We start from the raw sequence: 19,694 nt of genomic DNA, 5'->3' as shown, positions 1-19,694 counted from the left end.
GCAGGGAAGGGGAACGGTCGGTAAGAGACCGAACGGGAGGGGTGATCCCTGATGGGTGCCGTGGTGAACGCTGGCGCCGTGCTGATCGCGGCACTGAGTGTGGGCGGGTATCTGATCGCGGGCGAGGCGGCGGTGGTGGCCGTGGTGCTGGTCGGCGTCATGGGCCTGACATGGCGAGTGGCCGTGACCTCACGGCCACGGCCACCGCGGGCGGCGCGTCAGGAACGGAACGCGCCCCGGCCGCTGCCGGACGGCCGGTGGGCCGGGCCGTCGGGCGGGCGGAGCGGGGCGCGGAGAGGGCGAACGGAGGGGGCGGGTGGGTCAGGCGTGCTGATAGGCCACCAGGGAGATGCCGACGTAGTGCACGACGAAGGCCGCCAGCGTCAGTGAGTGGAACACCTCGTGGAAGCCGAACCAACGAGGTGACGGATTCGGGCGCTTGATGCCGTAGATCACGCCGCCCACGCTGTAGAGGAGGCCGCCGACGATCACCAGGACGAGCACCGCGATGCCGCCCTTGCGCAGGAAGTCGGGCAGGAAGAAGACGGCCGCCCAGCCCATCGCGATGTAGCAGGGGGTGTAGAGCCAGCGCGGCGCACCGACCCAGAAGACCCGGAAGGCGATGCCGGCCGCGGCCGCGGCCCAGACCGCCCAGAGCAGCAACTGGCCGCGCCCGCCCGGGATCAGGAGCATGGTCAGCGGTGTGTAGGTGCCGGCGATGATCAGGAAGATGTTGGCGTGGTCGAGGCGGCGGAGCACGGCGTTGACCCGTGGGCTCCAGTCGCCGCGGTGGTAGAGGGCGCTGACGCCGAACAGCAGGCATGCGCTGAGGACGTAGACGGCGCAGGCGACCCGGCCGCGGGTGCTGTCCGCGAGCGCGGTCAGGAAGACGCCGGCGATCAGGACGGCGGGGAACATCCCCGCGTGCAGCCAGCCGCGGAGCCGCGGCTTGACGACTGCCGACAGGGGTTCGGGGCAGGAGGTGAGAGGCGCGGTGGTCGCGGCACCGGCGGGAGTTGCGGGCGCGACGGGCGCCGCGTCGGACGCGGGTGTCATGACGCAATGCTACCTACGCCACCGTAGGTTACGGGGCGGTATCACGTGGCGATGGTCACGGGAGTGCCCCCTGGACAGAACCGAAACGGAGTCGGATGATCAAATGAGTGCGGGCGGCACCGGATGAGCGGTCACGAAGCGTCTGGGTCGCAGCCCCCAAGGGGCGAATGTGCAGAAACGGACCAACTGCCGGGTCAGGCAAGCGGATGGTCCGTTCCACCCTCAAGATGCGACGCCGGGCGCCCCCTGGGTCCCCGGCGGGACGGAGCGATCGTGGCGCGCGCAAATGCGGCTCCCACCACCCCCACCCACCACCAGGAACTGATCTCCTGGGTCGACCGGATCGCCGCCCTCACCCAGCCGGACCGGGTCGTCTGGTGCGACGGCTCCGAGGCCGAGTACGAGCGCCTGTGCGAGGAGCTCGTCGCCAAGGGCACCTTCCGGAAGCTCGACCCGGTCAAGCGCCCCAACTCGTACTACGCCGCCTCCGACCCCACGGACGTGGCGCGCGTCGAGGACCGTACGTTCATCTGCTCCGCCAAGGAGGAGGACGCCGGCCCGACCAACCACTGGAAGGACCCCGCCGAGATGCGGGAGATCTTCCAGGGCGAGCAGGGCGTCTTCCGTGGCTCCATGCGCGGTCGCACCATGTACGTCGTGCCCTTCTGCATGGGCCCGCTCGGCTCGCCGCTCTCCGCGATCGGCGTCGAGATCACCGACTCCGCGTACGTCGCCGTCTCCATGCGCACCATGACCCGCATGGGGCAGCCGGTCCTCGACGAACTGGGCACCGACGGCTTCTTCGTCAAGGCCGTCCACACGCTCGGCGCCCCGCTGGCCGAGGGCGAGGCCGACGTCCCCTGGCCCTGCAACTCCACCAAGTACATCTCGCACTTCCCCGAGGACCGCGAGATCTGGTCCTACGGCTCCGGCTACGGCGGCAACGCCCTGCTGGGCAAGAAGTGCTACGCCCTGCGCATCGCCTCCGTCATGGCCCGTGACGAGGGCTGGCTCGCCGAGCACATGCTCATTCTCAAGCTCACCCCGCCGCAGGGCGAGGCCAAGTACGTGGCCGCCGCCTTCCCGTCCGCCTGCGGCAAGACCAACCTCGCCATGCTGGAACCCACCATCTCCGGCTGGACGGTGGAGACCATCGGCGACGACATCGCCTGGATGCGCTTCGGTGAGGACGGCCGGCTCTACGCGATCAACCCCGAGGCGGGCTTCTTCGGCGTCGCGCCCGGCACCGGCGAGCACACCAACGCCAACGCCATGAAGACCCTCTGGGGCAACGCGGTCTTCACCAACGTCGCCCTGACCGACGACGGCGACGTGTGGTGGGAGGGCATGACCGAGGAACCGCCCGCCCACCTCACCGACTGGAAGGGCAACGACTGGACGCCGGAGTCCGGCACCCCGGCCGCCCACCCCAACGCCCGCTTCACCGTTCCCGCCGCCCAGTGCCCGATCATCGCGCCCGAGTGGGAGGACCCCAAGGGCGTGCCGATCTCGGCCATCCTCTTCGGCGGCCGCCGGGCCTCGGCCGTGCCGCTGGTCACCGAGTCCTTCAGCTGGCAGCACGGCGTCTTCATCGGCGCCAACGTCGCCTCCGAGAAGACCGCCGCCGCCGAGGGCAAGGTCGGCGAGCTGCGCCGCGACCCCTTCGCCATGCTGCCGTTCTGCGGCTACAACATGGGCGACTACATGGGGCACTGGATCAAGATCGGCCAGGCCGCCGCCGAGCGGGGCGACGAGGCGAAGCTGCCGAAGATCTACTACGTCAACTGGTTCCGCAAGGACGCGGGCGGCCGTTTCGTGTGGCCGGGCTTCGGCGAGAACGGCCGGGTGCTCAAGTGGATCGTCGAGCGTCTGGACGGCACCGCTGAGGGCGTCGAGACGCCGATCGGCGTCCTGCCGACGCGCGAGGCGCTCGACACGAACGGCCTGGACATCGCCGACACCGACCTCGACCTGCTGCTCTCGGTCGACAAGGACGTCTGGCGCGAGGAGGCCGGGCTGGTGCCCGAGCACCTCAACACCTTCGGAGAGCACACGCCGAAGGAGCTGTGGGACGAGTACCGGGCACTGGTGAAGCGCCTGGGCTGAGGTGACGGGGCGTGGACCGGGAAGTCGTCCGGTCCCGCCCTGCCGTGTTCTCACCGGTGAGCCGGGCGCGTCGGGCCGGGGCATGTCCGGCTCAGATGTCGTCGGTGATCCCCAACGCCGCCGCGTGCGCCCGCAGCCGTCCCTCGGCCAGGGCCGCCCCGGCGGCGTCGCCGCGCGAGCCGGCGACCACCAGCGCCTGGCCGGCCAGCATGTGCGCCCGCTGGTGCAGGGCGTGCGCACGGGCCGGGCCGCCGTCGGCCACCGTGGGTATTGCCCGCAGCGGGGCGTGCCCGCCGCGCAGCCGCTCGATCCGGGCGGCCAGCCGCCGGGCGGCGTCGTCCAGCTCGGCGGACGGGGTCAGGGCCCGCAGCTCGTCGGTCACCGTGAGCAGGGCGGTCAGGTGCCCCGCGAGCCGGATGTCGAGCTCCTGGCCCCGGGAGCGGTGCGGGCCGTGACCGCCGCGCACGGGTTCGGCCATGGTGTGGACCGACTTGGTGCGGATCGGTTCGTACATGGATGGCCTCCTGTCCTTCTTAGAAGGCCATCCTAACTTAGATCCTGTCTAAAGTTATGTCGTGTACGAGACGGGGGTCGTCCGGGGCGGTGCGGGCGTCAGGGCTGGCTGTAGCCGTCCAGGAAGGTGCCGATCCGGGTGACCGCCTCCGCCATGTCCTTGGCGTTCGGCAGCGTGACCAGGCGGAAGTGGTCCGGCTCCGGCCAGTTGAAGCCCGTGCCGTGGACCACCATGATCTTCTCGGCGCGCAGCAGGTCGAGCACCATCTGCCGGTCGTCCTTGATCTTGTAGACCTTGGGATCCAGCCGCGGGAACGCGTACAGCGCGCCCTTCGGCTTCACGCACGTCACACCAGGGATCTGCGTCAACAACTCGTGCGCCACATCGCGCTGCTCCAGCAGCCGGCCGCCCGGCAGGACCAGGTCGTTGATCGACTGCCGGCCGCCGAGGGCGGTGGCCACCGCGTACTGGGCGGGCATGTTGGCGCACAGCCGCATGTTGGCCAGGATCGTCAGGCCCTCGATATAGCTGTCCGCGTGCGCCTTCGGGCCGCACACCGCCATCCAGCCGCTGCGGTAGCCGGCGACCCGGTACGCCTTGGACAGCCCGTTGAAGGTGAGGGTCAGCAGGTCGGGGGCGATGGCGGCGGTCGGGGTGTGGGTGACGCCGTCGTAGAGGATCTTGTCGTAGATCTCGTCGGAGCAGACGATCAGGTTGTGCCGGCGGGCGATCTCCGTGAGGCCGCGCAGCATCTCGTCGTCGTAGACGGCGCCCGTGGGGTTGTTGGGGTTGATGATGACGAGCGCCTTGGTGCGGTCGGTGACCTTGCGCTCGATGTCGGCCAGGTCCGGCATCCAGTCGGACTGCTCGTCGCAGCGGTAGTGCACCGCCGTTCCGCCCGCCAGCGAGACCGACGCGGTCCACAGCGGGTAGTCCGGCGCCGGGACGAGTACCTCGTCACCGTCGTCGAGCAGCGCCTGCATCGACATCTGGATCAGCTCCGAGACGCCGTTGCCCAGGTACACGTCCTCGACGGACAGCTCGATGCCCTTGGTCTCGTAGTGCTGCACCACCGCGCGCCGGGCCGAGAGCAGACCCTTGGCGTCGCCGTAGCCGTGCGCGTCGCCGACGTTGCGCAGCATGTCCTCCAGGATCTCCGGAGGGCACTCGAAGCCGAAGATCGCCGGGTTGCCGGTGTTGAGCTTGAGGATGCGATGGCCCGCCGCCTCCAGCCGCATCGCCTCCTCCAGCACCGGACCACGGATCTCGTAGCAGACATTGGCGAGTTTCGTTGACTGGATCACCTGCATGACGGCCACCATACGGGGGCGCGCGACGGCGCGCGCCGGCTTTCCGGGTGCGTCGGACGCGCGCGATCGGCGCTGTTCAGGGCGGTTCAGGACGCGGGAGCGCGCCGGACGGCGCGGCCCGCCAGAACGTCCGTCCGGCGTCCGTCTTCCATCACAAAGCGTCCGGCAATAAGGACATAAGGAATGCCGGTCGGAAGCCGCCGAGGATCTTCGAAAGTGGCCCCGGCGGCGACCGTCTCCGGATCGAAGAGCACCAGATCGGCCCGGCGCCCGACCCGGACGAGACCCCGGTCGGACAGCCCGAGACGGGCCGCGGGACGGGACGTGAGATGCGCCACGCACTCCTCCAGGGAGAGGATCCCCAGCTCGCGGACGTAGTGCCCGAGGTAGTGCGGAAAGGTGCCGTACGCCCGCGGATGCGGCTTGGCGCCGTGCAGGATGCCGTCGCTCCCACCGGTGTGCGCCGGGTGGCGCATGATCGTCCGGACGTTCTCCTCGTGGCCGACGTGCAGCAGGACCGTCGTCCCGAGCCGGTCCTCGACCAGCAGTCGGCGGGCCGTCGCCCAGGGCTCCTCGCCGCGCTCGCGGGCCAGCCCGGCGATCGTCCGGCCCACGTACCCGGGAGCCCGCCGCGCGTCCGCGACCCCCGACATCCCGACCCCCGACACCTCGACCGCCGCCCAGTCGACCGGCAGACCATGGCACCCGTCCGAGCCCTCCACCTCCAGGGCGTACCGGATCCGGGCGGCCGTCGCGTCGTCGCGCAGCCGGACCAGTACCGCCTCGGGGCCCCCTTCGGCCGCCCAGCTCGGCAGCAGCGACGCGAGCGTGGTGCAGCCGGGGGTGTAGGGATAACTGTCGAGCGTGAGGTCCACGCCCTCGGCGCGGGCGGCGTCGAGCAGGCGCAGCAACTCCGGTGCGCGCCCCTCGTTCCCCGCGAAGTTGAGGACGGTGTGCGCGAGGTGCAGCGCGCAGCCCGCGTCCCGTGCCACCTCGATCATCTCCGCGTACGCCCGCAGGGCGTGCGCGCCGTACGAACGGTGGTGCGGGCAGAAGTACCCGCCGTACCGCGCGACCACCCGGCACAGCGCGGTCAGTTCGGCGTCGTCCGCGTACAGGCCCGGGGCGTAGGTGAGCCCCGCCGACAGGCCCATGGCCCCCTGCTCCAGCCCCTCCGCCACCAGCCGCCGCATCCGTCCCAGCTCGGCGTCCGTGGCGGAACGGTTCTCCCAGCCGACCGCCAGCATCCGGACCGTCCCGTGCGGCACGAGGTACGCGGCGTCGACCGCGATGCCCTCGCCGCCGAACCCCCGGTCGAGCCGGTCCAGGTACTCGCCCGTCGTGCGCCAGGTGAAGTCGGCGTCCCGCCCGTCACCGTTCCAGCCGGCGATCTGCCCCCGGACCCCGGCGAGCGTCCGGTCGTCCACGGGCGCGTACGACAACCCGTCCTGCCCGAGCACCTCCAGCGTCACGCCCTGCGCGACCTTGGCCTCGTGCCCGGGATCACGCAGCAGGGCCAGGTCGCTGTGCGCGTGCATGTCGACGAAGCCGGGGGAGAGGGCGAGGCCGTGCGCGTCGACGGTCCGCCGCCCGGCCGGGCGGCTCCCCGTGTCCTCGCGGACGATCGCGGCGATCCGCCCGCCGTCCACGCCGACGTCGGCGCGGAAGGACGGGCCGCCGCCACCGTCGACGAGCCGGACGTCCCGGAAGACCGTGTCCATGGGCAACCGCCTTTCGACGACGCCGGACCGGCGAGGACGGTGGCCGGCGTCGGAGGCCGGGGCGCGCCGCCGTCCTCCGAGCGCGTCGGTCGCTCGTCCGGTGCGTCTCCGGCACGGCTCACCCGGACGATACGTGCACCGGTCCGCTTCCGACAGACCTCGGCGGCGGGCTCGGAAGTCTCGGAAGCCGACCGGGGCCTCGCGAGTCCCGGCGGCTTCCGAGATCTCCGAGACTCCTGAGGTTCAACCACCCACGAGGGGCCGCCGCGTCAGACGTCAGAAGAACGTCCGCACGTACTCCGTCACCGTCCCGCTCGCGTCCACCACCGGGATCATGGGCCACTTGTCGAAGGCCGTGCAGGGGTGCGAGATGCCCAGGCCGACCCAGTCGCCGACCTCCAGGGGGTCGTCCTCGGGCAGGGTGACGAAGGCGTGCTGGTCGGCGAGGCCCGTGATCGTCATGTGGTCGGCGGGGCGCTCGGCGCCGTCGCGGGCCGAGCGGACGACCTGCGCCTCGGGGAAGCCGAGGTCGTACGGGGCGTCCCGCTTGCCCGCGTTGAGGTAGGCGCGGCCGGGTTCCGGGCGGGAGACGCACTGGGTCCAGAGCCGGAAGGCCGGCCGCAGGGCGCCCTCCGCGGGGTGGCGGACGAAGGGGGTCTTGCGGCGGTACTGGCCGTCGTCATGCGTGACGTACGCGCCGGAGCGCAGCAGCTTGAGCACCGGCGCGGACAGCTCCGGAAGCTCTCCGAAGACCTCGGCCACCGCGTCGAACCACGAGCTGCCGCCCGCGCTGACCACGATCTCCTCGACCCCGGCGAACCGCCCGGCCGCGTCGAACTCCACGGCCAGCGACGTCAGATCGCGCACCCAGGCACGGACCCGCGTCTCGTCGGCGTCCGGGATCTCCGCCTCGTACCCGGCGACACCCACCAGCCGCAACGTTTCCGCACCCGCCACCGCGTCCGCGACCAGCGCGGCGTCCGCCGCCGTCCGCACGCCCGTCCGGCCGCCCGCGGCGCCGAGTTCGACGACGACGTCCAGCGGCCGTCCCGCTCCGGCGCCGCGCAGGGCCGCGTCCATCAGCTCGACGCCGCGCACGGAGTCCACGTAGACGACGATCCGGAAATCCGGATCGGCGGCGAGTTCGCCGGCCAGCCAGCGCAGCGCGGCGGCGTCCACCACCTGGTTGGCGAGGAAGATCCGCCGTACGCCGAAGGCCCGGTAGACGCGGACCTGGGCGGGCATGGCGGCGGTGATGCCCCAGGCGCCGCGCGCCAGCTGCCGTGCGAACAGGCTCGGGGCCATGGACGTCTTGCCGTGCGGCGCGAAGGCCAGGCCGTGCTCCGCGGACCAGCGCTCCATCAGCGCGAGGTTGTGATCCAGCGCCTCGGCCGACAGGGTCAGCACGGGCGTCGTGAAGCCGCCGGTGAACAGGGAGCGCCGCTGGGCCGTGAGGGCGCCGACGGTCAGCCCCTCCGCGTCCGGGGGCAGCCCCTTGAAACGGTGGTCCACCGGCTCGTGGGCGAGCCGGGCCAGGGCGTCGTCGGCGACGGCCATCGAGTCTCCTCGTTCTGCGCGTCCGGTGCGACATCCACCGTGCGCACCGCTCGCGGCTGTCTAACATCCGGCGGAACACCTGGTCAACGGCGGTCACCGGTAGTTCGTAGGCGATCGTGCGCACCGGCCGGAGCACACCGGGCGGGCGGCCCGCCGCGGCCCGCCCGCCCGTGACCCGCCCGCCGACGGCCGCCTACCGCTTCGCGCAGTACTGCTGCTCCTTGCCGATCGACCGGTACATGCAGTCCGCGTTCTCCAGCAACTGGAGTACCGCGTCCCGGTTGCGTGCCGTTTCCCGGTCGATCACCGAGGCCGGCGGGTAGAAGCCGCCGCCGCCCGCGCCCGTCGGGTACATCTCGAAGGTGTAGGCGAAGACCTTCTGCTCGCCCCACAGCCAGTCGTCGATGGTGCCGTCGGTGATGTACAGGTCGCTCGACTGCTCGGCCGTGTAGCCGTTGCTGGCCGCCATCGCCTTGCCCACCTTGGCGAACGCGTCGTGATCGTCCTGCGTCATGCCGGACGCGGTGTCGTCGTACGTCCAGCCGAACGGCCACATGACCAGTTCGCTGTAGGTGTGGAAGTCGATCGCGGCCTTGATCCGCTGCTTCCCGTTGACGACGCGTCCGCGGACGAAGTCGGCGACGACCTTGACCTCGGGTGCCGACTCGGCGGCCCGGCCGCGGTAGGTCTCCGACCCGGTGTTGCCGGAGGAGCCGCCGCAGCAGCCCCACTTGTAACCCCAGTTGCGGTTGAGGTCGGTGCCGACGTTCGAGGAACCGGAGTTGGGCTGCCGGTTCTTGCGCCAGTTGCGGTAGGTGCCGGTGGCGATGTCGTATTCGCCACCGTCGGGGTTGACATCGGGGACGATCCAGATCACCCGCTCGTCGGTCATCTTGGTGACCCGGGGGTCGGTGCCGTAGCCGTTGCCGAACTCCTTCAGCAGGTAGAGGGCCATCTCGACGGTCAGGTGCTCGCGCGCGTGCTGGTGGTGGGTGAAGAGGACCTCCGGTTTGGCGTCGTCGGGCTTCACGCCGGAACTGACCCGGACGGCGACGATGTCGCGGCCCTCCTGGCTCTTGCCGATGACCCGCTTGCTCATGATCGAGGGGTGGGCCGCGACGTCCGCGTCGATCTCGGCCATGGCCTCGCGGTAGTTGTGGTACTTGGCGTCGCGGGACGGGAAGTCATGCGGGACGGGCCGTTCGCCGGCCGAGCGGTCCGGTGGGCCGGGCAGTTCGGTCACGCGGTGGCCGAGACGGCGGACGCGGTCGGCCTCGGCCGCGTTCGCCGTGATGACCACGGTGTTCCCGTGGACGGCGTCGACGGACGCGCCGGTCGCGGCGACGGCGGTGCGCTGGGCGGCGGTGCGCGGGCCCGTCACCTCGTACGAGTGGGACGTCCCGGTCGCGGGGCGCGGTGCGGAACCGCCCGCGGAGGAGACGGCGGGCGCGGCCAGAGCGAGGGAGGCGAGGGAGAGGACGGTGGCGAGGGCGGCTGCCCGGCCGCCGGAGGAACGCGGTCGCATGACGGCCTCCTGAGGGGTCCGGTGTGTGCGACGGGTGGGGGGTGGGGCGAGGCCAGTGTCAAGAGAATGACATGAGCAGGTCAAGGACTTCGGTACGAGGGGTTCCGGCCAACTTCGCCGTCACTCGGGTCCGATTGATTGCGCGTGACCTCAGGGTCACCAACAATGCACATGCCAAATCGGAACGCATTCCGTCCGGAGAGGACCACCCCCCATGAGACGACCTCTCGTCGGCGCACTCACCACCCTGCTGCTCGGCGGCGCGGCCGCGACCGGCATCGGCGCCGCACCCGCGGCCGCCGCGTCCCAGACGGCCGACGCCCCACGGGCGTCCGCGCCGCAGGCCGGGGTCGCGGTGCAAGCCGAGGCTGCGGTGAAGGCCAAACCCAAGGCCGTCGACTTCGCCGGCACCGTCGCCCTCAGCAACTGCTCGGGTTCGCTGATACGCCTCCCCAACTCGGCCGACAACGACCCGGCCCTCGTGCTCACCAACGGACACTGCCTGGAGACCGGCATGCCGGGCGCGGGCGACGTCATCGTCGACCAGGCGTCGTCCCGTACGTTCAGCCTGCTCAACTCCACCGCGGGCAAGGCGGGCACGCTCCGCGCGAGCAAGGTCGCCTACGCGACCATGACCGACACCGACGTCACCCTGTACCAGCTCACCACCACCTACGCGCAGATCAAGAAGAGCTACGGGATCAACGCCCTCAACCTCTCCGCCGACCACCCCGCCACCGGCACGCCGATCAAGGTCGTCTCGGGCTACTGGAAGCGGATCTACTCCTGCAACGTGGACGGCTTCGTCCACGAGCTCCGCGAGGGTGACTGGACCTGGAAGGACTCGCTGCGCTACACGCCCTCCTGCAACACCATCGGGGGGACGTCCGGTTCGCCGGTCATCGACGTGAACACCGGCAAGGTGATCGCCGTCAACAACACCGGCAACGAGAACGGCGAGCGGTGCACGGAGAACAACCCGTGTGAGGTGGACGAGAACGGGAACGTCACCGTTCGGCGCGGCATCAACTACGCCGAGCAGACCTACGGCATCACCAAGTGCGTGACGGCCGGCAACAGGATCGACCTGAGCCTGCCGGGCTGCGCCCTCCCCAAGCCGTGACGGCGGCGACGGCAGCGGTGTGAAGCGGGGCCCGCCGGGGATCCGGCGGGCCCTCGTCGCGCGGTCACGCGCGGTCGCGCGGGATCGTTACGGCAGCCCGTGGACGTGCGGGCCGACCGCGTTGGACCAGGCGTTGCCGTTGCTCGCGTCCCAGTTCGTCGACCAGGTCATCGCCCCGCGGATGCCCGGGTAGGTCTTCGCGGGCTTGAACGAGCCGCAGCCGGTGCCCTTGGCGAGGCAGTCGAGGGCGTTGTTCACCACGGACGGGTCCACGTAGCCGCTGCCGGCGCCGCGTGGGGAGGCGGGCAGCCCCAGGCCGACCTGCGAGGGCGCGAGCCCGCCCTCCAACTGGATGCAGGCCAGGGCGGTGAGGAAGTCGACCGACCCCTGCGCGTACACCTTGCCGTCGCAGCCCAGCATGGAACCGCTGTTGTAATACTGCGTGTTGACGACGGTCAGGATGTCCTTGATGTTCAGCGCCGTCTTGAAGTAGCTCGCCGATGTCGACTGCATGTCGAGCGTCTGCGGCGCCATGGTGATCACGAGCTTGTCGCCGGCCTTCGCCGACAGGGCGCGCAGGGCCTGCGTCATGTACGTCGGGTCGAGGCCGTTCTCCAGGTCGATGTCGACACCGTCGAAGCCGTACTTCTGCATCAGCCGGTAGACGCTGTCCGCGAAGTTGGCGGCGGAGGCGGCGTCGTTGACGCGCACGCTGCCGCGCTCGCCGCCGACGGATATCACCACCGACTTGCCGGCCGCCCGTTTGGCCGCGATGTCGGCCTTGAAGTCCGCCTCGCTGTAGCGCAGACCGGGGTCGAGGGTGAAGTCCACGGCGCCGGGCGTGGCGGTGGCGTCGGCGAAGGCGACGGCGATGATGTCGTACTGCGCCTGCACGTCGCTGATCCGCTGGACCTTGGCGCCGTTGTCGAAGTTCTGCCAGTAGCCGGTCACCGCGTGCTTGGACGCGGGGGGCTGGCCGCCGCCGGCCGCAGTCGTGACGCTGATCTCGGCGGAACGGGGGGATTCCCCGGCCGCGTTGACCGCCGTGACCTGGAAGCGGTACGTGGTGGAGGGCGCGAGTCCGGTGACGGTGGCCGAGGCGCCGGTGACCGACTGCGCCTTCGTCCCGTCGCGGTAGACCTGGTAGCCGGTGGCGCCGCCGACCGGCGTCCAGGACAGGTCGACGGACGAGGAGGTGGTCCGGCCGGCCGTCAGCCCGCCGGGGGCGGAGGGTACGGGGTCGCCGGGGTCGCCCGGGTCGCTGCCGTCCGGGCCGGTGAGGGTGATGTCGTCGGCGAGGTAGGGGTTCTGGCCGTACCAGCCGTGGGTGTAGACGGTGACGGAGGTGGTGTTGGGGCCCGTGGTGAAGGAGGTGGTGAGCTCCTTCCAGTCCGATCCCGTGCCCGGAGTCCAGGTGGAGACGTCGGTGGTGCCGGTGCCGCTCGCGCCCAGGTACACGTACGAGCCCTGGACCCAGGCGCTCAGCGTGTAGGCGGAGCCGGGTTTGACAGCGACGGTCTGTGCGCAGCGGGCGTTGTCGAGTCCGCTCGGCGCGGCTTTGAGGGCGGCGGTGCCGGAGTGAGCGGGGGTGCCGGTGGTGCCGCTGTCGGCGGAGCAGGACCAGGGGGACAGTCCGTTTTCGAAGCCGGCGTTTTTAAGGAGGTTGGGCGCGGCTTTCGGGGTGTTGGTCCCGGTGGCGGTGGCGGTGGCGGTGGCGGTGGCGCGGGTGGCGTCGGCGGTGTGGGGTGCGGCGTGCGCGGTGGCGGTGCCGGTGGTGGCCGCGCCCGCGGCGGCCAGGGTGAGGGCGGCGAGGAGGCCGCCGAGGCGGTGGGTCCTTCTGCTTCCTGCGTGAATCGGGCCGCTTCCTGTGGGGGTCGGATTGTTTTCCGCGGGGGACGGGCCGGGGCGTGCGTCATGACACGGGTGATCCGGGCGATTCACTACTGCCTCCGGTGGGGGGAGAGTTGAAACGGTGAGTGGGGGGTATGGCTGTGTAAGAGGGGGGTCACCGACCGGTGCGCTGAGGATGGTCCAGACCAATCCATCCGTCAAGGGGAGGCGCGGAGGGCGCTGTTCGCGCTCGCGGGCGGGGTGTCGTGCGGGGCTGCTTCCGTGGTGGGCGGGATCGGGCGGGGCTGTTCCTCTACGGCTGGTCGGGTCCTCTGCGGCTGGTCGGGCGGGACTGTGGGTTCAGCGGGTCGCCTCGCGCTCCCCATGCGGGCCTGCGCGCGAAAGCCGGCCGCCGCTCGGAAACGGACCGGAGAGGGCGGGGCAGAGACCGGAAAGGGCGGGAAGAGACCGGACCGAGCCGGTTCGGAGGAACGGTTCCGGGCCGCTCCGTTCGTGGATAAAGTGCGGGGCGCCGGAGCGTGCGGGGCACCGGCGCCGAGCAGGGTCGATCCATGGCCGCCGGGGCTCCGGAGGCAGGAGTGGACGGGGATTCGGACGTGCCGATTGCGATAGCCGTCACCAGCCCCGACCTGGTGCTGCCCGCCCCCGACGGCCCGGCGCCGGCCGCGGCCGTCCTCCAGCCGCCCGAGGCGCAGCCCCTGGAGACCGCGGTGGCCCAGGCGTCCGTCCTGCTCGACCGGTGCGGCCACCTGGTCGTCGTCCACTCCGACGCGCTGCCCGCCGCCTACGTCCGCCGGCTGCACACCGTCCGCGCGGTCCTGGAGAGCGAAAGGATCGCCCTGCTGCCCGTCTCCCTGCCACCGTTGGCGGTCGGCGTCCTGGCCCGCCAGTTACGCCAGCTGTCCGTCTCCGACCTGGGTCCCGGAGTCCTCGCCTCCGCCACCCGGCTCCTCGCCCACTACATCTACGCCGGCGCCCAACTGGCCAGCGTCGCCCGCTTCGACCGGGTGCCGGTCGGACTCGGTCCGCACCTCACCTCACTGCTCCCCGGCGTCCGTTTCGGCGTCCTCGTCAACCCCGCTCCCCGTCTCGTCCGCCCCGGCGGTGACGACGTCCCGGGCCCCGCCTACCCGACCCGGCTGACCGTGGCCCGGGACGGCCCGCGCAGGGGCGAGGACTGGGTGACGGACGTCCTGGCCCCGGAGTGGCGCGTCGAAGGGGTCCAGGAGGTGTCACCGTTGCCCGCGGAGTCCGTCCGCTGGTGGGGCACCCGGCGCGCCGTGGAGTTCGCCGCCGCCATCCCCGACCCGTCGATCCTCTACCAGCTGATCGCCTCCGTCCGGCGGGAGGAGTGCCGATGGTGCGGGCTCGAACTCATCGGCGACCGCTGTGGGTTCTGTGCGGCGGGTGTGGGAGCCGCGGCGTGAGGGGCCGGTTCCGGGGGTGCCGGGACACCGCTCGAAGGAGTGCGTTACGCCGGAACGACCCACCCGGGCCCGCCGATCGGCGTACCCTCGCAGCCCCGGCCGCCGCCTGCCCGCCGGACCTGCCGGGGGCGCGTGCCGCGCCGCGGGCTCCGGCGCCGTACGGGAGCGCCGGCGCGTACGCGCCGACCCCTGCTCTGGGAACGACCGGCGGTGAGCGGCCCACCACCCCGCCGTCCGTCGCCGATTCCGTGGGACCACCCGAGCCGCCGTACCCCAACCGAGCCCCAGCGAGGTCCGCCGCACCATGAACTCACGCCAGCGACGCGGGATTATCCTGCTGCTCCTGTCGGTCCTCTGCGCCGTGGGAGCGGCGGCCGGGGTGTACGCGGTGGTGGACGACGCCGAGTCGAAGGTCGGTCCGGAGGTCACGGCCTACCGGCTGCGGTCCGACGTCGCGGCCTACCGGGCGCTGGACGAGGGGCAGTTCGAGAAGGTGTCGATGCCCAGGCGCTGGCTGCCCGCCACGGCGGTCACGGATCTCGCCGAGGTGCGCGGCAAGATCGCCGTGACTCCGCTCCGCAGGGGATCGCTGCTGCAGAGCGACATGATCGTCAATCGGCCCGCGCTCGCGCCCGGGCAGCAGGAGATCGCCATCATGATCGACGCGGCGACCGGGGTGGCCGGCAAGATCACGCCTGGGTCGAAGGTCAACATCTACGCCACCTTCGACGGCAGGGGCGGGGCTACGGGCGTCACGGCCGGCGGTGCTGCCGGCGCTGGCAAGGACGGGAAGGACGCGAAGGACGCGAAGGACGCGAACCCCCAGCCGGTGTCGAAGGTCATCGTCAGCGGCGCCCAGGTCATCGAGGTCGGCCGACTCACCCCGCTCGACGGCCGGAGCGGCGGCGCCCGGACCGGCGCGTCCGGCGCACGGCAGGCGGGCGACGCCGTGCCGATCACCTTCGCCCTGGACACGAAGGACGCGCAACGCGTCGCGTACGCCGAGTCGTTCGCGACCCATGTGCGGCTGGCCCTGGTGGCACCGGGCGACGACACCGGCGTCAGCGGGTCCGACCGCACGTACACCCTCGACGGCGACAAGTAGACGGGGGACGTTCCCGGTGACCATCCGCATCCTCCCGGCCGTCGCGGACCCGGAGACCGCCCGGACCGTCGGCGGACTCCTCGCCCAGCTCCCCGGCGTCGAACCGCTGCGCACCGTCGGGGACTCGACGGCACTCCTCGACGCGCTCTCCGTACTGGGCGCCGCCTCGGTCTCCGGCCTCCCCGAGGTCGTCCTCGTCCACGAACGGCTGGGACCCGCCCCCGCCCTCGAAGTCGTCCGGGAGGTGGCCCTCCGCTTCCCCGCCACCGGCGTCGTCCTCCTCTCCGCCGACGCCGGGCCCGCCCTGTACGCGGCCGCCATGGACTGCGGCGCCCGCGGCCTCGCCGCGCTCCCGCCCTCGTACGACGAACTCGGCACCCGCGTCCAGGCGGCCGCCCACTGGGCCACCGGCGTCCGCCGCCACCTGGACGCCGGCCCGGGCGGCCCGGCGGGCGGCGGGCCCGGCGCGGCCGATGGGCGTCTCGTCGCCGTCGTCGGCGCCAAGGGGGGTGTCGGGACGACCGTCGTGGCCGTCCAACTCGCCCTCGCCGCCCGGTCCGCGGGGCACGAGGTGGCCCTCGTCGACATGGACCTCCAGTCCGGCGACGTCGCCTCGTACCTGGACGTCCGCTTCCGGCGGTCCGTCGCCGACCTCGCCGGCATCAGCGACATCTCGCCCCGCGTCCTCCAGGACGCCGTCTTCCCGCACCCCACCGGGCTCGGCCTGCTCCTCGCCCCGGCCGAAGGCGAACGCGGTGAGGAGATAGGCGACCCCGCCTCCCGCCAGATCACGGCGGCGCTGCGCCGCCGCTACCCGCTCGTCGTCGCCGACTGCGGTACGCAGATCACAGCGGCGGGCGCGGCCGTCATCGAGACGGCCGACCTCGCCCTGCTGGTCACCACGCCCGACGTGGTCTCCGTGCGGGCCGCCAAACGCATGGTCCGGCTGTGGGACCGGCTCCAGATCCGCAAGGCGGAGGACACCATGACCGTCGTCAACCGGCACACCCGCGGCGCCGAGGTGCAGCCGCCGCTCGTCGCCCGGACCACGGGGACGCGGGTGGCCCGTACCGTCGTCCCCGCCGCGTACAAGGAGCTGCGGGCGGCCGTCGACTCCGGCCGGATGCAGGACCTGGACGCCCGGTCGGGGGTCCGGCAGGCGCTGTGGGCCCTCGCCGGCGAGCTCGGACTGGCCGCTCCGGCGTCCGGCACCCGGCCCGGCGGCAGCTCGCGCCGGCACCGGGCGCTCGGGGCGGGGGGTGGTGTGGCGGAAGGGCCAGGAGGGATGGGCGGCCTTGGAGGGGGGGGCCGGTTCGGGAGGGGCGAGCGGTTTCGGAGGGGCGACCGGTTCCGGGACGGCGACGGGTGGGGCTATGGGCGGAGGGACGGGCCCGGAGCGGCTCACCCCCGTCCCCGCGACCTCGCCGTTCCGCCGGTTCCGCAGGTGGGGCGGGGACCGGGGACAGGTCGCCGTCGAGTTCGCCGGGATCTTCCCCATGATCCTCGTCGCCCTGGCGGTGGTCTGGCAGTGCGTGCTGGTCGGCTACACCTACTCCCTCGCCGGGCACGCCGCGGACCGCGCGGCCCGCGCCGGGGCGGTGGGCCGCGACTGCGCGGAGGCGGCCCGCGCCGACCTGCCGGGGGAGTGGCGTACCGGCTCGATCGACTGCGGCCGGGAGGGCGACGTCTACAAGGCGACGGTGAAACTGAAGGTGCCCGTGCTGGTACCGGACGCGGTCGACTGGCCGTGGGCGGTGGGCGGCACGGCGGGCGTGGCGCGGGAGGACTGAGCGGTGGCGGGGGCCATCAGGGCTATCGGGGCCATCGGGGTCTGCGTGACGCGGCTCCTCGGAGGTGGGGTGAAGCGGTCTTCGGCGGCTGAGGACGACGTGTGGGCGTTCGGGGCCGGCGCGGCACGGCCGTCCGCCGGCGAGGCGGTGCCGTTCCTTCCGGCCCAGGACACCCGAGACCGCCGACGCCTGCGGGCCGCGGGGGTGCCGGCCTTCCGGGCCGGGGCGGTTCGGACCGCCCGGTCCGGGGAGCCGGAGGAACGCGCTCGCTCCCGGGCCGGGGCGGCGCGACGTTCCCGGGCCGAGGCCGTACGAGGCCGCCCGCGCGTCCGACCCGGAGCGGCGGGCAGTCGCCGCCGGCCGCCAGGCGACCGCGGTTCCGCTGCCGTCGAGTTCATCGGTTTCCTGCCTGTCCTCCTCCTCGTGGGTCTGGCCGCGATCCAGCTCGGCCTGGCGGCCTTCGCCGCGCAGCAGGCGGGAACCGGCGCCCGCGCCGCCGCCCGTACGGCGACACTCGACGACTCCCGCACCACCCCGGAAGCCGCCGCCAGGACGGCCATGACCGACTGGGTCGCCCGGCGCGCCGACACCGTCCAGGCACCCCCCTGCACTCCCGGCGCCTCCGAAGTGACCGCCACGGTGGACGTCTCCGTCCCCGGCCTCCTCCCCGGCACCGGCTTCCACGTCACCCGGCACGCCACCATGCGCTGCCCGAATGACGCGCACGCCCCCACCGACGTTCCGGCCGGGCCTTCGGCCCTTCCCCCCTCCGGCGGTTCGCCTGGGCCCGCCGCCCTCTCCCGCAATCCCCCCGATGACTCCCATGAGCCTCATGAGCCTGACAAGTCTCACGAGCCACGAGTGCTTCCTCAGGAGAGCCGCCCATGAGCCTCCGGGCCCGCGTCGTCAGCCCCGAACCGCCCGGCGGCGGGCGGGAGTCGGACCACCTCGTCCCCGTCTACCGCGCCAAGCTCCTGGAGGAGATCGACCTCGCCGAGATGTCCGCGCTCGCCGCCGCCGAGCGGCGGGCCCGGCTGGAGCGGGTGCTGGGCCACATCATCAGCCGCGAGGGCCCGGTCCTCTCCACCGCCGAACGCGACCGGCTCATCCGCCGGGTCGTGGACGAGGCCCTGGGCCTGGGCATCCTCGAACCCCTCCTGGAGGACCCGACCGTCACCGAGATCATGGTCAACGGACCGGACCAGGTCTTCGTCGAGCGCGCCGGCCGCGTCGAGGCCGTCCCCGTGCGGTTCGCCTCCCACGAGCAGCTGATGCAGACCATCGAACGCATCGTCTCCACCGTCAACCGCCGCGTGGACGAGTCCAATCCCATGGTCGACGCCCGCCTCCCCAGCGGTGAACGCGTCAACGTCATCATCCCGCCCCTCGCCCTCAACGGCGCCACCCTCACCATCCGCCGCTTCCCGCGCGTCTACACGCTGCGCGAACTCGTCGGCATCGGCACGCTGGACGAGCCGACGCTGATGCTGCTCGCGGGGCTGGTCCGGGCGAAGTTCAACATCGTCATCTCCGGCCCCACCGGCTCCGGCAAAACCACGCTGCTCAACGCCCTCTCCGGCCTCATCCCGGACGGCGAGCGCGTCATCACCGTCGAGGACGCCGCCGAACTCCAGCTCCAGCAGACACATGTGATCCGCCTTGAATCCCGCCCGCCCAACGTGGAGGGCAAGGGCCGGATCACCATCCGGGACCTGGTGCGCAACTCCCTGCGCATGCGTCCCGACCGCATCATCGTGGGTGAGGTCCGGGGCGGGGAGACCCTCGACATGCTCCAGGCCATGTCCACCGGGCACGACGGCTCCCTCGCCACCGTCCACGCCAACAGCGCCGAGGACGCGCTGATGCGGCTGCGCACACTGGCCTCCATGTCGGAGGTCAAGATCCCCTACGAGGCGCTGCGCGACCAGATCGACAGCGCCGTGGACTGCGTCGTCCAGCTCACCCGCACCGCCGACGGAGCGCGCCGCATCAGTGAAGTGGCGCTACTGGACTCCTACGCGCCCCACGGGCGGCCCGGCGCTCCGGCCGAGCGGTCCGCCGCCTGGGCGCCGGCCGCCACCGGCCACCGTCTCACCGCCGTCGTCTGCTTCGACGCGCTGCCCATGGGCCCGGACCGCGTCGTCCGCGGCACGTTCGCCCACTTCCCGCTGCCCGAGCGGGCCGTCGGCCGGTTGCGCCTGGCCAACGAGCCGGTTCCGCAGGCGTTCGGGGTCGCCGCGCCGCCCGGCACCGTCGCCGGGCCACGCACCACGGGCCGCCACGCCGGGCGGGCCGCGGCCGGCGAGAGAGTCCCGGCCGGCGAGGGGGCTGCGTACGGCGAGGGGACGGCTTACGGCGAGGGGACGGCTTACGGCGAGGGGACGGCTTACGGCGAGGGTGCCGCGTACGGCGAGGGGGCCGCGGAAGCCGAACAGACCCCCTAGTGGGGTGATATCCGGGACGCGTCCGGGTCGACTCGGGGTTCACCCGAGGCCGCCTCCTGGGAAGACCCACCAGGACGCCGGCGGCAGCCGCCGCGGCACCCACGACGGTACGGACCAGAGGCCATGGAGACGGCCACGAAAGGCCACGGAAAAGGCCACGGAAGG

14 protein-coding genes and 1 pseudogene are annotated in these 19,694 nt (G+C 72.5%); 8 read left to right on the top strand and 7 right to left on the bottom strand.

Annotated elements, in window-relative coordinates; translation table 11 throughout:
- Window positions 1-321: 321 nt before the first annotated feature.
- Complete coding sequence (gene trhA / locus K7I03_RS11835; protein WP_185941843.1) at window positions 322-1,056, bottom strand: PAQR family membrane homeostasis protein TrhA; 735 nt, start codon at window positions 1,054-1,056, stop codon at window positions 322-324.
- A gap of 273 nt (window positions 1,057-1,329) precedes the next feature.
- Between trhA and K7I03_RS11830 the strand changes: the two genes are divergently transcribed.
- Window positions 1,330-3,162 (top strand): phosphoenolpyruvate carboxykinase (GTP), encoded by a 1,833-nt coding sequence (locus K7I03_RS11830; RefSeq protein ID WP_185941842.1) that lies wholly within the window; start codon window positions 1,330-1,332, stop codon window positions 3,160-3,162.
- A 91-nt stretch (window positions 3,163-3,253) separates the two neighbouring features.
- On the opposite strand, the gene K7I03_RS11825 is transcribed toward K7I03_RS11830, so the two are convergent.
- The 5 genes from K7I03_RS11825 to K7I03_RS11805 all read right to left on the bottom strand — a co-directional run bounded on the left by K7I03_RS11825 (window position 3,254) and on the right by K7I03_RS11805 (window position 9,789).
- Window positions 3,254-3,676: an SCO4983 family protein gene (locus K7I03_RS11825; protein ID WP_185941841.1), complete on the bottom strand. Its 423-nt coding sequence runs from the start codon at window positions 3,674-3,676 to the stop codon at window positions 3,254-3,256.
- Window positions 3,677-3,774: 98 nt separating this feature from the next.
- Window positions 3,775-4,986: a pyridoxal phosphate-dependent aminotransferase gene (locus tag K7I03_RS11820; RefSeq protein ID WP_185941840.1), complete on the bottom strand. Its 1,212-nt coding sequence runs from the start codon at window positions 4,984-4,986 to the stop codon at window positions 3,775-3,777.
- An 86-nt stretch (window positions 4,987-5,072) separates the two neighbouring features.
- A complete protein-coding gene (locus tag K7I03_RS11815) occupies window positions 5,073-6,707 on the bottom strand; it encodes an N-acyl-D-amino-acid deacylase family protein (protein WP_185941839.1) in 1,635 nt (544 codons plus the stop codon).
- Between the two features lie 276 nt (window positions 6,708-6,983).
- On the bottom strand, window positions 6,984-8,264 hold the full coding sequence (locus K7I03_RS11810; RefSeq protein WP_185941838.1) for an amino acid deaminase: 1,281 nt from the start codon (window positions 8,262-8,264) through the stop codon (window positions 6,984-6,986).
- Window positions 8,265-8,457: 193 nt separating this feature from the next.
- Window positions 8,458-9,789, bottom strand: coding sequence for a M14 family metallopeptidase (locus K7I03_RS11805; RefSeq protein ID WP_185941837.1), 1,332 nt, complete (start codon window positions 9,787-9,789; stop codon window positions 8,458-8,460).
- 214 nt (window positions 9,790-10,003) lie between these two features.
- On the opposite strand from K7I03_RS11805, the gene K7I03_RS11800 reads away from it, so the two are divergent.
- Window positions 10,004-10,912, top strand: coding sequence for a trypsin-like serine peptidase (locus tag K7I03_RS11800; RefSeq protein ID WP_185941836.1), 909 nt, complete (start codon window positions 10,004-10,006; stop codon window positions 10,910-10,912).
- An 87-nt stretch (window positions 10,913-10,999) separates the two neighbouring features.
- Here the strand turns inward: K7I03_RS11800 and K7I03_RS11795 are convergent, their stop codons facing one another.
- A complete protein-coding gene (locus K7I03_RS11795; RefSeq protein ID WP_185941835.1) occupies window positions 11,000-12,853 on the bottom strand; it encodes a chitinase in 1,854 nt (617 codons plus the stop codon).
- 506 nt (window positions 12,854-13,359) lie between these two features.
- Between K7I03_RS11795 and K7I03_RS11790 the strand changes: the two genes are divergently transcribed.
- The 6 genes and pseudogenes from K7I03_RS11790 to K7I03_RS11765 all read left to right on the top strand — a co-directional run bounded on the left by K7I03_RS11790 (window position 13,360) and on the right by K7I03_RS11765 (window position 19,529).
- The gene (locus tag K7I03_RS11790; RefSeq protein ID WP_224347004.1) at window positions 13,360-14,190 is read left to right on the top strand and encodes a hypothetical protein; all 831 of its coding nucleotides are present in this window, start codon (window positions 13,360-13,362) and stop codon (window positions 14,188-14,190) included.
- A 304-nt stretch (window positions 14,191-14,494) separates the two neighbouring features.
- Window positions 14,495-15,295, top strand: a complete 801-nt coding sequence (gene cpaB, locus K7I03_RS11785) for a Flp pilus assembly protein CpaB (protein ID WP_185941833.1) — start codon at window positions 14,495-14,497, stop codon at window positions 15,293-15,295.
- Window positions 15,210-16,250: pseudogene (locus tag K7I03_RS11780) on the top strand (AAA family ATPase); the annotation flags it as partial. The gene cpaB and the pseudogene K7I03_RS11780, both read left to right, overlap by 86 nt.
- Window positions 16,251-16,668: 418 nt before the next feature.
- A complete protein-coding gene (locus K7I03_RS11775; RefSeq protein WP_224347417.1) occupies window positions 16,669-17,085 on the top strand; it encodes a TadE/TadG family type IV pilus assembly protein in 417 nt (138 codons plus the stop codon).
- Between the two features lie 423 nt (window positions 17,086-17,508).
- Complete coding sequence (locus K7I03_RS34310; protein ID WP_238513483.1) at window positions 17,509-17,973, top strand: pilus assembly protein; 465 nt, start codon at window positions 17,509-17,511, stop codon at window positions 17,971-17,973.
- Window positions 17,970-19,529 carry a CpaF family protein gene (locus K7I03_RS11765; RefSeq protein ID WP_185941831.1) on the top strand — a complete coding sequence of 520 codons (1,560 nt, stop codon included), beginning with the start codon at window positions 17,970-17,972 and terminating at the stop codon, window positions 19,527-19,529. The genes K7I03_RS34310 and K7I03_RS11765 overlap by 4 nt, the downstream gene beginning before the upstream one ends.
- Window positions 19,530-19,694: the final 165 nt, after the last annotated feature.

Source organism: Streptomyces mobaraensis (assembly GCF_020099395.1).
Lineage (GTDB): Bacteria > Actinomycetota > Actinomycetes > Streptomycetales > Streptomycetaceae > Streptomyces.
The sequence above is the reverse complement of the archived record's forward strand: the minus strand, read 5'-3'. Positions and strand labels throughout refer to the sequence as shown.